This is a genomic window from Methanocrinis sp., assembly GCF_049974945.1.
Taxonomy (GTDB): Archaea; Halobacteriota; Methanosarcinia; order Methanotrichales; family Methanotrichaceae; genus Methanocrinis.
On record NZ_JBNGCU010000049.1, the window covers coordinates 1 to 10,191 of the forward strand.

At 60.5% G+C, this 10,191-nt stretch carries 12 protein-coding genes; 6 read left to right on the forward strand and 6 right to left on the reverse strand.

Annotation, left to right across the window (positions count from 1 at the left end):
- Positions 1 to 337 precede the first annotated feature (337 nt).
- From ACP5EL_RS06200 to ACP5EL_RS06215, 4 genes are all read right to left on the reverse strand, one after another.
- Entirely contained in the window at positions 338 to 1,204 is an 867-nt protein-coding gene (locus ACP5EL_RS06200) for a class I SAM-dependent methyltransferase (RefSeq protein WP_428401629.1), read from the reverse strand.
- Between the two features lie 278 nt (positions 1,205 to 1,482).
- The gene (gene purF / locus ACP5EL_RS06205; protein WP_428401631.1) at positions 1,483 to 2,898 is read right to left on the reverse strand and encodes an amidophosphoribosyltransferase; all 1,416 of its coding nucleotides are present in this window, start codon (positions 2,896 to 2,898) and stop codon (positions 1,483 to 1,485) included.
- Between the two features lie 13 nt (positions 2,899 to 2,911).
- Complete coding sequence (locus ACP5EL_RS06210; RefSeq protein WP_428401632.1) at positions 2,912 to 3,094, reverse strand: 50S ribosomal protein L37e; 183 nt, start codon at positions 3,092 to 3,094, stop codon at positions 2,912 to 2,914.
- A gap of 10 nt (positions 3,095 to 3,104) precedes the next feature.
- A complete protein-coding gene (locus ACP5EL_RS06215; RefSeq protein ID WP_428401633.1) occupies positions 3,105 to 3,323 on the reverse strand; it encodes an LSm family protein in 219 nt (72 codons plus the stop codon).
- An 82-nt stretch (positions 3,324 to 3,405) separates the two neighbouring features.
- On the opposite strand from ACP5EL_RS06215, the gene ACP5EL_RS06220 reads away from it, so the two are divergent.
- The 3 genes from ACP5EL_RS06220 to ACP5EL_RS06230 all read left to right on the forward strand — a co-directional run bounded on the left by ACP5EL_RS06220 (position 3,406) and on the right by ACP5EL_RS06230 (position 5,105).
- The gene (locus ACP5EL_RS06220) at positions 3,406 to 3,894 is read left to right on the forward strand and encodes a PUA domain-containing protein (RefSeq protein WP_428401634.1); all 489 of its coding nucleotides are present in this window, start codon (positions 3,406 to 3,408) and stop codon (positions 3,892 to 3,894) included.
- 89 nt (positions 3,895 to 3,983) lie between these two features.
- Positions 3,984 to 4,880: a hypothetical protein gene (locus ACP5EL_RS06225; protein WP_428401635.1), complete on the forward strand. Its 897-nt coding sequence runs from the start codon at positions 3,984 to 3,986 to the stop codon at positions 4,878 to 4,880.
- 15 nt (positions 4,881 to 4,895) lie between these two features.
- Positions 4,896 to 5,105, forward strand: coding sequence for a hypothetical protein (locus tag ACP5EL_RS06230; RefSeq protein WP_428401636.1), 210 nt, complete (start codon positions 4,896 to 4,898; stop codon positions 5,103 to 5,105).
- A gap of 29 nt (positions 5,106 to 5,134) precedes the next feature.
- Here ACP5EL_RS06230 and ACP5EL_RS06235 read toward each other — a convergent pair whose 3' ends face one another.
- Positions 5,135 to 6,319: a potassium channel family protein gene (locus ACP5EL_RS06235; protein WP_428401637.1), complete on the reverse strand. Its 1,185-nt coding sequence runs from the start codon at positions 6,317 to 6,319 to the stop codon at positions 5,135 to 5,137.
- A gap of 121 nt (positions 6,320 to 6,440) precedes the next feature.
- Between ACP5EL_RS06235 and ACP5EL_RS06240 the strand changes: the two genes are divergently transcribed.
- From ACP5EL_RS06240 to ACP5EL_RS06250, 3 genes are read left to right on the forward strand one after another with little or no spacing between them, the layout of a single operon-like run.
- Positions 6,441 to 6,923, forward strand: a complete 483-nt coding sequence (locus tag ACP5EL_RS06240; RefSeq protein ID WP_428401638.1) for an adenosine-specific kinase — start codon at positions 6,441 to 6,443, stop codon at positions 6,921 to 6,923.
- Positions 6,920 to 8,236, forward strand: coding sequence for a dihydroorotase (locus tag ACP5EL_RS06245; protein WP_428401639.1), 1,317 nt, complete (start codon positions 6,920 to 6,922; stop codon positions 8,234 to 8,236). The genes ACP5EL_RS06240 and ACP5EL_RS06245 overlap by 4 nt, the downstream gene beginning before the upstream one ends.
- 41 nt (positions 8,237 to 8,277) lie before the next feature.
- Positions 8,278 to 8,712, forward strand: coding sequence for an Hsp20/alpha crystallin family protein (locus ACP5EL_RS06250; RefSeq protein ID WP_428401640.1), 435 nt, complete (start codon positions 8,278 to 8,280; stop codon positions 8,710 to 8,712).
- A gap of 51 nt (positions 8,713 to 8,763) precedes the next feature.
- Here ACP5EL_RS06250 and ACP5EL_RS06255 read toward each other — a convergent pair whose 3' ends face one another.
- The gene (locus ACP5EL_RS06255; protein WP_428401641.1) at positions 8,764 to 10,002 is read right to left on the reverse strand and encodes a DUF4139 domain-containing protein; all 1,239 of its coding nucleotides are present in this window, start codon (positions 10,000 to 10,002) and stop codon (positions 8,764 to 8,766) included.
- Positions 10,003 to 10,191: the final 189 nt, after the last annotated feature.

Consider the following 10,191-nt stretch of genomic DNA (forward strand, 5'->3'; position numbering starts at 1 on the left):
CGTTTCGAGGAGTGAGCCGACATGGGTGGGTAAGGGATTCCTACGTCATTCTTTTTCTGCCAGGAACCGCCATCGTCTTTTTGGCTCAGGTTCCCAAATTCCCTTATCCGCATCCCCCCTAGCGACCTAGCGCCAGGAGGTGGACGGGGCGCCCGAATTTCACCACCGCCCAGCAGGGCCCCAGCCGAGCAGGGCCGCAGATAACCTAGCCCCCCTTCGGCGCCGCCCGCCCTCCAGCGCCCAAAGCCGCCGGAGATCTCCACCCGGCGCCGATACGAAGCTGGCGAAGATAATTCCGCCTTCTGAGACCCGCCACGAAAGCAGCCGTCTATTCATCTCACTTCCGGGCCCTGATGATCACCGCCCCTTCCCCCTCCTCCGCCTCGGCAGAGAACCCCGCCACCTCGAAGATCCGCACCCACTCGGCCCCGGAGTAGTTTGGGCCGTGATGGTGGCCCAGCGGCTCTGTCGCAATATACTGGCCTTGCGCCCCGAGGACGCGCCGGATCTCCGAGAGGCCCTTCGGGATCTCGTCGAGGTGGTGGAGCATGAAGAACGACGATACGGCATCGAAGGAGCCTTCCTCGAAGGGGAGGGCGTAGACGCTGGCGGTCCTGAACTCGACGTTTCTTATTCCCAGAACCCCGGCGTTCATCCTCGCCTGCCCCGTCTGGTGATCATGGATGTCGATCCCCAAGACCTGAGATTGGGGTTTCTTCTCTGCGATCTCCAGGGTCAGCCTGCCAAAGCCGCATCCGACATCGAGGATTCTTCTGCCTCCGATCTCCGAGAGGACCCTTGGCCAGACCCGGCTTCTCGCGGAGACGGACCGGGACTCCGGGAAGGTTGCATCCGTCGAGGCGGCAGAATCGATGAAAGTGTAGGGGAGGATGGCGTATACCTTCGAGCCGTCTGCCGCCATCAGCCCCCTGACGTAGACCGCGCCGTCTGCGCCCTCGATCCGCTTGACGATGGAGACCCCCAGGCCGCCGCAGAATCGGCTGGCCTGCTCTCTATCGCCAGCGGAACTCGGTTCGAGGGGCATGTGGACGACGATGTAGTGGGAGTATTCCGGGCTGAAATGCGCCGAGGGATCTTCGCCCTGGCAGAGCCGGATTTTGCTCACGCTGTCTTTGAAGAGGGCGAGGTACTGGAGGTCATCGGGTCTCGCGAAGTTCTGGACGGTGCCGATCTCTTCGAGCATGATCGTGGTGATGAGCTTTCCCGAATAAATAGCAGCCCATCGAATCCCACCCCACTCAGACCACACCATACCCCCAGCGATCCGCCACTCTCCGCCGATCCAGGCGGCGGATCGCCTCTACCGCCTTAGGCGCCGGCGCGGCCCGGGAGTTGGGGAAAGTTCCATATCCTGAGGCCTTGGTATACTCCTGGGGATGAACTTGAAATTTGTCAGGCTTATCGAGACGATACTGAAAACTAAAAAAGTCTGAGCCCGGTCGAAGGCCGACCGGCCCAAGCTCACTCGGAGAGGTACTCGGTGATCCTCGTCTGGGCGAGGCGACAGACCTCGCCGGGAATCTCGAGGGGGTAGACCCCGGTGAGACACCCCATGCATAGGTTCTCCTTGGGGATTCCTATCGCCTTCACCAGCCCCTCGTGGCTTATATAGCCCAACGAGTCGGCACCGATCACCGCCTCGACCCCGGCCACGGTCTTGTGGGCCGCGATCAGCTCATCCCTCGTGGCCATATCGATCCCCATGTAGCACGGCGCCACGATGGGAGGGCTTCCGATCCTCACGTGAACCTCCTTTGCGCCGGTGCCCCTCACCATGTCCACGATCCGCCGGCTGGTCGTCCCCCGGACGATGCTGTCGTCGACCATGATGATCCTGTTCCCCTCGATGTTGGGGCGGATGGTGTTCATCTTCAGCCTGACAGCGATCTCTCTCAGCTCCTGGCCGGGCATGATGAAGGTCCTTCCTATGTACCGGTTCTTCATCAGACACTCCCGGTACTTGATGTTCGACCGCTGGTGATAGCCGATGGCGAAGGTGATACCCGAATCGGGTATCGGCGTTACCGTATCTGCGTCCGAGGGGTGCTCTTCGGCCAGGATGGAGCCGATCTTGACCCGGACGTCGTAGACGAGCCTTCCGTCCATGATGCTGTCGGGCCGGGCGAAATAGATATACTCGAATACACAGTGGGCAGGGGACTGGTGGTGAGATAGCTGGTAAAACCGGACGTCCCCGTCCCTCGCGATCACCATCTCTCCGGGCCGAACGTCTCTTACGAGATCTCCGTTCAGGGTGTCGATGGCGGCGCTCTCGGAGGTTATGATCACGTCCGTCTCGGTCTTGCCTACACAGAGAGGCTTTATTCCCAGGGGGTCTCTGACGGCTATGACGGTGTTTCCCAAAAGGAGGACAAGAGAGTAGGACCCGGCCGCCTTTCGCACGACCGTCCGGACAGCCTCTGCCGGGTCCTCCCGCTCCAGCATCGCTCTGACGAAGAGGCGGGCCATCACCTCGGTGTCGGAGGTGGAGTGAAATACCTCCCCTTCCGCCTCCAGCTCCTCCTTGAGCTTACCCGCATTTACGAGGTTGCCGTTGTGGGCAATGGCCACCGAGCTGTCCTTGTACTTCACCAGGATCGGCTGGCTGTTCTTGAGGGCCGACTCGCCCGTTGTCGAATATCTTACGTGACCTATCCCGCAGGATCCCTCCAGGGCTTCTATCCGGGCGTTGTTGAATACCTCGGCGACGAGGCCCATAGCCTTGTGGGTCCGGACGACCTTGCCGTCGTAGACGGAGATGCCAGCCGACTCCTGGCCTCGATGTTGCAGGGCGTAGAGGGCGTAGTAGATCGACTTGGCCACGTTCCGGCACGGATCCTCTGAGGAGATCCCCACCACGCCGCACTTGTCCTGCAACCCGGACCTCCGATCAGTTGGCGCCGTGATTGCTGCTGTATCTCTGCCAGCCGTAGCCCCGGAGCCTCTTAGACTTGCCGAAGCCGCAGGAGGCGCAGGTCTTTGTATGGAAGTTGAAGGATACCTTGCCACAGCGACGACACTTTACGTGCGTCTTCTTCTGCCGCCTTCCCATCGATGGGGTGCCTTTTGTCATCTATTTAACCTCACGGCGAAATGTAAACCACGTTATCTCCTCGGACCACGACAGTTCCGAGCTTCTGCGAATCTTCTCCCTCTGAGATCTCTTCGGTGTTGTCGAGCACCAGGTTCATGTGGATGTCATAACCCTGAAGCTCTCCCCGAAATGCCCTTCCGTCCTTGAGCTTGACTATTACGGGCCCGTTCAGCGATTCATTTAAAATATCAAGGGGTCTCTGAGCCATCGGCCTCTCTCCAGTCGCAAGACAAAAGTTACTTGCGAGACTTGCACGTTGCGTATTTAAACTTGTCGGGGAATGGGGTGTTATGAAAATCAAATCCAGGCACCACCTCAAGGGGAGCGAGTCGAAGAAGATCCTCAAGATGATTGAGCCGTTCCTGGAAGATCCACAAGCTCTGCGAGGACTGGCTCTGGAGGTCGCAGAAACCGATCACGACTTCAACCTGATCCTTCTGAAGGGGAGGCCGGTCTTCATGATGCTGGAGGAGGGCCCCTTCTTCACCGTCCGGGGAGCTCTCGAGTTCGCGCCGAAGAAGAGCTTGGTGACCGTGGACTCTGGCGCCGTCAGCTACATCGTGAACGGCGCGGACGTGATGGCCCCCGGGATCGTGGAGGCAGACCCCGAGATCGCACCCGGGGATCCCGTGGTGATCGTCGAGGAGAGGCACAGAAAGCCCCTGGCCATCGGAGTCGCCCTCCTTTCTGGCCCCGAGATGCGAGGATCGGGGAAGGCGGTCAAATCGGTCCATCACGTCGGAGACGACCTCTGGGAGATGATCTGGGAGACCGGGTAAACCCGCTCGCAAGATTAGAAATCCGAGCTGGCCGGATCTCAAACCCTCTCTCGAAGGAGTATTATATTCCCGCCTCCAAGGGGAATTATATGTACGAAGATATAGGGACCCTGATAGGGAGGGGGTTTGAGACCTGGAAGCGGAACCTGAACCTGGCCATCCCCTTCGTTCTCATGATCGCGGCAATGATGCTGCTGGCCGCCATCATGGCAGTTATCGTTTTGTATCCTCTGATAACCACATCGCCAGATATCTTCACCACCCCGGGAGACATCGAAGACCCTGAAGAGCTCGTCGACCTCCTCTCGGGCATGACGAACATCGGCCTTCTGGCAGCGGCCCTTCTCGTCGGCATCCTGATTATGTGGCTTGTGACCTCTTATTTCACCGCCGGTGCCATCGGGATGGCGAAAGAGGCAACGTTGGCTGGAAGAACCACTCTTAGGGAGATGGCGGCCTCGGGAAGGAGTCATTGCATCAGCCTCTTCCTGGCGGAAGCTCTGACCACGATCATCCTCGTCGCTGGACTCGTTCTCCTCTCCCTCCCCTTCGCCGCGGACCTGGCGGCAGGCATGGAGACGGGCGATCCAGAGTTCGGACCCCTCGTCGTCTGGATCGTCCTGCTCCTGGCCTACGGCCTTATCTTATCCATCGTCCTGGCCGTTATCCCTTACGCCCTGGTCGTCGAGGGGCTCGGGCCGATCGACGCGATAAAGGCGGGCGTCCGGTTCTTCCTCAAAAACAAGATGGACGTCTTCCTGATCTGGTTGGTGGTCCTGGCGGTCTCGATGTCGGTCCAGTTTTTGGGAGTTCCCTTCTCAGGATCGGAGACCGCTAGCGTCCTCTTCTCGGCGGTGAGCGGGATTGTGAGCGTCCTGGTGATATCGCCCCTATCCACCGTCTGGTGGACGAGGCTCTACATGACGAGAGCAGGGAAGATCGCGGAGCCCCCCGCCGAAGAGGACGAAGAGGTGAAGTACCTGTAGAGACGAACGCCCGGCATGAGCATGCTGACCAACTTCAAAAGGAGGAGCGTAGCCGGCCAGACCATGGTGGCGGGCGTGATCTTCTTTCTGGCCTACACCCTCTACCTCGACTACACCGGCAGCCCGAACCTCATCGATTCGGCCTTCGCCGCGGCGATCTTCGCCTCCAGCTACTTCGTGACCTCGACGATAGTCCTGCGCAGAAAGGCCCAGAGAAGAAAGTAAATAAAACAGGACAAATTAGGCCAGACAAATCAAGATCGAGCGCCGCTCATCTTCAAGAGCTGCTCCTCGCCGCTCTTGCTCCCGCGGGCGAAGATCAGGTCTCCCGCCCCCAGGGTCACCTTGGATTTGGGGTTGTAGTTCCACCTTGCGCCCCGCTTTACGGCCAGGACGTACATCCCGGTCTCGGTCTCCAGGTCCAGATCGCCCAGGCTCATCCCGTCCATCTCCGCTCCAGGGGCGATCTCGACTCTCGTTATCACCTCGTCTGACTCCCTCATGGCCATGGCCAGGATCGGGTGGGGCTCGATGTCGTGGAGGACGACGTTCGCTATCTTGAGGGCGGCATCGCTGATTATCTCCGTCGAGACCGCCAGGTGGAGGAGACCCCGGAGGTTCTCGATGTCGTCGACGTGCTTTGCGGCCTGGAGGACCCAGCGCTGGAGGTCGTACTTCATCTCGTCCATCTCCTGCTCGATCACCTCGACCTCGATCGCCACCTCCTCGCTGTCGAATAGGACGGCGGTGTAGGCGAGACCCACCGCCAGCTCCGACCTGTTCTTCATCTTGACGATGATGTCGACGGCCCTATCGAGCTGGCCTATCCCGCTCTCCTGGTAGACTTTGGAGACCTGGGGCCTGGCCGTCGTCATCTCGAGGAAGAGGGGAACGCCCTCATCGTGGCCTCTCGCAAAGAGGATGTCCCCGGCCATCATCTCGATCTCGGGCTCGGGATCGTAGATCCAGCTCTCCCCGCGCCTTATGGCGATGACGCTCATCCCGACCTCCGTCTCGAAGGAGATCTCCTCGAGGCTTTTGCCCGCCGCCTTGGACTCCACCTCCACCACCGCCCGGACCACCGTCTCGTCGGCCAACCTCAGCTCCTTCTTGAGCTCGTGAGGTATCCCCATCTTCAGGAGGACGATGCTGGCGATATCACCCGCGGCGTTGGAGATTATCTCCGCCGCCGAGGCGATCTGGAGGACCCCGGAGAGGGCCTCGGCGTCCTCGACGGTCCTGGCGGCGAGCATGGCGGAGATCTGGACGTGGTAGTCGTAGACGTCCATCTTCTCCTCCAGCCTGATCACCTCCATCGCCAGGTCGTAGTCGTCGTAGAGGACCGCAGAGTATCCCAGATCCACCATCAGCTCGCTGGTGTCCTTCATCTTCACCAAGAGCTTCTTCATACTTACGGGGCAGTATTCGATCTTCCTCATGCCGCTCTCCGTCCGTTCTCTTTCCATCGGTGATTAAATAAAAGTGTCGTTACACCCCTAGGCTCGGAGCCATAAATATAAGTCCTCTCCCATCCTTATTTTTGGTCAGGAGGATATCGAGATGGAGCTTGAGACCGTAAGGCTTGACATCCCTGAGAACTCTAACCTGATTCTGGGCCAGAGCCACTTCATAAAGACCGCAGAAGACCTCTACGAGGCGATGGCCGGAACCGCCCCAAAATCCAAGTTTGGGATCGCCTTCTCCGAGGCGAGCGGACCCTGTCTGGTCCGTTCTGAGGGAAACGACCCCGAACTGATCAGCGCGGCGAGAGCAAACTCCCTAGCCCTCGGCTGCGGCCACACCTTCATCATCCTGCTCCGGGAGGCCTTCCCCATAAACGTCCTCAACGCGGTGAAGGCCGTCCAGGAGGTCTGCGGCATCTTCTGCGCCACCGCAAATCCCGTGGAGGTGGTGGTGGCGAGGACAGAGCAGGGCGGAGGGATCATGGGCGTCATCGATGGCTCATCGCCGGAAGGGGTCGAGTCGGATGAGGACGTGGCTGAGAGGAGAGAGATGCTGAGAAAGTTCGGATACAAGCTATGACCCGGATGGATCGGGTCGTCAAAGGCGGCAGAGTTTACTTCGGCGGTCGGCTCCAGAACGCCGACCTCTGGATCAGGGACGGGAAGATCGCAAGTTTGGGCGGCGCTCACCGCGCCGAGGAGACGATCGACGGCCGGGGCAAGATCGTCCTTCCGGGAGCGATCGACGTCCACGTCCACTTCCGCGACCCCGGATACACCTTCAAGGAGGACTGGGAGACGGGCTCGACCTCGGCGGTCGCCGGGGGGGTCACGACCGTCGTCGACCAGCCGAACACCGATCCTCCCACCGTAGATGCTCGATCTTATCGGATGAAGCTCGATATTGCAGAGAGGCGGTCGGTCGTCGACTTCGGCCTCAACGGCGGGCCCGGAGATGTGAAGAGGCTCGCTGCCCTGGGGGCCGCCGCCATCGGCGAGATATTCACCTACGATCACGATGATGACGGGTTACAGAAGATCCTGAACGAGACGGCGAAGGCGGGCCTCCTCCCCACGATCCACGCCGAGGACCGGGAGGTGATCCAGGAGAATACAGAGCCGCTGAGAGATCGGCGGGAGCCTGAGCTCTACTCCCTGGCCAGGCCGAACCGGGCGGAGTCGAGGGCGATCGAGAAGGTCCTCGAGATGGCCGAGAGGGCCCACATCTGCCACCTCAGCACCTCAGAGGGGCTGGACCTGATCAGGGCCGCGAAGAGTAAGGGGAGGCGGGTCAGCTGCGAGGTCGCGCCCCACCACCTAATCTTCACAAAACGGGATTGGCGGCGTCAGGGCACCTTCCTCAAGATGAACCCGCCCCTCCGGGACTTCCGGGACAAGGACGCACTCTGGGACGGCCTCCGCAAAGGAGACGTCGACGTCATCGCCTCAGACCACGCCCCCCACCTCCCCGAGGAGAAGAAAGATGAGATCTGGGATGCGCCGCCGGGGGTTCCGGGGGTGGAGACGATGCTGCCTCTGATGCTGGTGGCCGTCCGGTCAAACCTCCTCTCACTCGACCGGCTGGTCGATGCCCTCTCCCGGAGGCCCGCCGAGATCTTCGGCCTCGCCTCCAAGGGCGCCATCGCCGTTGGAAAGGACGCAGACCTCGCCATCATCGACCCTCGGGCGGCATCCGAGATCAGGGCCGACCGGCTCCACAGCGGGGCGGAGTGGACCCCCTACGAGGGGAGGCGCGCGTTATTTCCGGCCATCACCGTGATCCGGGGCGAGGTGGTCTATTCGGACGGGGAGCTCTTCGCAAAGCCCGGCTTCGGGAGGAACATTCCGGGACCTGGGCGGAAGAATATGGCGAGGGCGAGGTCTGAAGATTGAATTAAAGTATGCGAATTTTGTGAAAATTTGAGGTGCTTTGTATGAGAGAGGATGCAGAAAGGATGGTGGGCAGAGCGGTCATCGAGTCGATGAAGAGATCGGTACAGGCGAGAGAGGTCTTCAGGAAGATGCTGGGCGAGGTCGCAGAGAACCTCCCCGAGATCGGCGAGGCTCCCGCCGTGGACGTGGTCGACTCGCCCGAGGAGGTCGTGGTCTACGTCGACCTTCCGGGAACGAAGAAGGAGCTGATCGACCTGGGGGTGACCGAGGACACAGTGACCGTCAAGGCGAAGTTCGAGCGCCCTTCGGGATCTTACATCTCGAGAGAGAGGCCCGAGGCCGAGGCGAGCAGGACGGTCAAGCTCTCCGCCGAGGTGAAGCCCGAGCAGGTTAGGGCCAGGTACGAGAATGGGGTTCTCGAGATCCACCTCCCCAAGCTGATCGTGGTGAAGTCAAAATCGGTCCCCATCGACTGAAGCAGAGACCTGCTAAAAATAGTCGAAAAATTGTGGGCGATGGTGGCGAGCTCACTTGTTGCTCGCCATCACCTCTTTGGTGACGACCCTGTAGGTGTAGTCTATCGCCACCTCCTCGCGGGGCAGAAGCTCCAGCTCCCACTCCAGGCCTGTCGCCGTCGTCTCCTTGGGCTCGGGCACCGCTGAGATCATCTCCGCTTTGAGGGGCTTTCTGTCCGAGACCTCCGCGGTGGCATTTCGATCCAGGTTGCTCTTGATGGTGAGATGGTAGGTCCAGGTCTCGGTGGTCACCTTCATCGCCGAGCTCGCGTTTCCTGCTCCCGCAACGGTGACGATCTCTTCAGCGGAGGTGTAGTTCGCAAGCTTCCTGGATACTTTGAGATCTGACGAGGACCCGACCTCGATCTCGGCCTCGGTCCCGGTGGGGGTGAAGGGGATCTTCACCTCAGAGACATACTCGCCGTTCTTGTAGAGGAGGGCGCTTCCTGCGGGCCAGGGGTCCTTCATGGTGTTGTTCGCTCTTACCACCTCCGTCACCGGCCCCTGGTTCTGATAGTAAGCGTCCCAGAGGTAGCTCCTCGTTATGGGGGCGGCCTCCTCGAAGAGGGGAAAGCCCACCTCTTTGTCCATCTCCAGGTCTTTCCGGCCGTCCAGCTCATAGATGTAGAGGGTCTCCAGCTCCCCGGTGGCGGGCGCAGGGGCTGCCTTGGGGGCGTACGCCATCGGCGCGGCCTCTTCGGCAGCGGCATAGTCGGCGAGGCCCACGGCCTCTCTCAGAAGCGCCAGGGGCTCTGCCTGGGGCGGGCCCGAGACGAGCTTCAGCCTGACGGCCTCCAGCTCCTCGCCGAAGTTGTTCTCGACGACGGCCTGGGCTGATATCATAACCGTCTCCTCCTCCAGGTGGACCGAGTAGCTCGGCATCCACAAACCCGCCCTCGGCATCAGATAGACCAGCTCGAAGTTCTGGACCCCTGCGGACGAGACGTTGATGGTGTACTCGGGATTGTCGTCGTAGACCACCTTCCCCACGGTGGCGTTGGTGACAGTGAACCTGACAGATGCCATGTTCACAGATCGCGGCAGGTCCAGGACGAACTTGTGGATCCCCTCCGTCACCTCCATCTCCCCCGTCCTCTTCACTGTGGCGAGGCCGTCGGGATATATGGTCACAGAGTCGACGGGAAGGCTGACGATGGTGATCGCCTCGACCTCGCCCGAGCCGCCATCGAAGGCGGATCCGGCCGAGGCGAGGGCCAGGACCAGCACAAGATATGCCAAAATCTTCTTCATGATCGATTACCCCATATCTGCCTGAAACTTATACACCGACTTATTATATTATGCTTTTCCAGCCCATCGGTCTTCTCCGTCGCGGACTCGGTCAAACACTCGTCGCTTCTCCGTCATTTTGACCATCATCTAATCCATCACCTTCTCCACCCCCATCACCTTCTTTGACCTGCCCCCAACCCTCATCTC

What these genes read in the sequence shown, in the direction of transcription:
- ACP5EL_RS06235 (WP_428401637.1), bottom strand. Translation starts at nt 6,319, where the DNA reads ATGAGGAAGATCGAATACTGCCCCGTAAGTATGAAGAAGCTCTTGGTG.
- ACP5EL_RS06245 (WP_428401639.1), top strand. Translation starts at nt 6,920, where the DNA reads ATGACCCGGATGGATCGGGTCGTCAAAGGCGGCAGAGTTTACTTCGGC.
- ACP5EL_RS06240 (WP_428401638.1), top strand. Translation starts at nt 6,441, where the DNA reads ATGGAGCTTGAGACCGTAAGGCTTGACATCCCTGAGAACTCTAACCTG.
- ACP5EL_RS06250 (WP_428401640.1), top strand. Translation starts at nt 8,278, where the DNA reads ATGAGAGAGGATGCAGAAAGGATGGTGGGCAGAGCGGTCATCGAGTCG.
- ACP5EL_RS06215 (WP_428401633.1), bottom strand. Translation starts at nt 3,323, where the DNA reads ATGGCTCAGAGACCCCTTGATATTTTAAATGAATCGCTGAACGGGCCC.
- ACP5EL_RS06230 (WP_428401636.1), top strand. Translation starts at nt 4,896, where the DNA reads ATGAGCATGCTGACCAACTTCAAAAGGAGGAGCGTAGCCGGCCAGACC.
- ACP5EL_RS06255 (WP_428401641.1), bottom strand. Translation starts at nt 10,002, where the DNA reads ATGAAGAAGATTTTGGCATATCTTGTGCTGGTCCTGGCCCTCGCCTCG.
- ACP5EL_RS06225 (WP_428401635.1), top strand. Translation starts at nt 3,984, where the DNA reads ATGTACGAAGATATAGGGACCCTGATAGGGAGGGGGTTTGAGACCTGG.
- ACP5EL_RS06200 (WP_428401629.1), bottom strand. Translation starts at nt 1,204, where the DNA reads ATGCTCGAAGAGATCGGCACCGTCCAGAACTTCGCGAGACCCGATGAC.
- ACP5EL_RS06220 (WP_428401634.1), top strand. Translation starts at nt 3,406, where the DNA reads ATGAAAATCAAATCCAGGCACCACCTCAAGGGGAGCGAGTCGAAGAAG.
- ACP5EL_RS06210 (WP_428401632.1), bottom strand. Translation starts at nt 3,094, where the DNA reads ATGACAAAAGGCACCCCATCGATGGGAAGGCGGCAGAAGAAGACGCAC.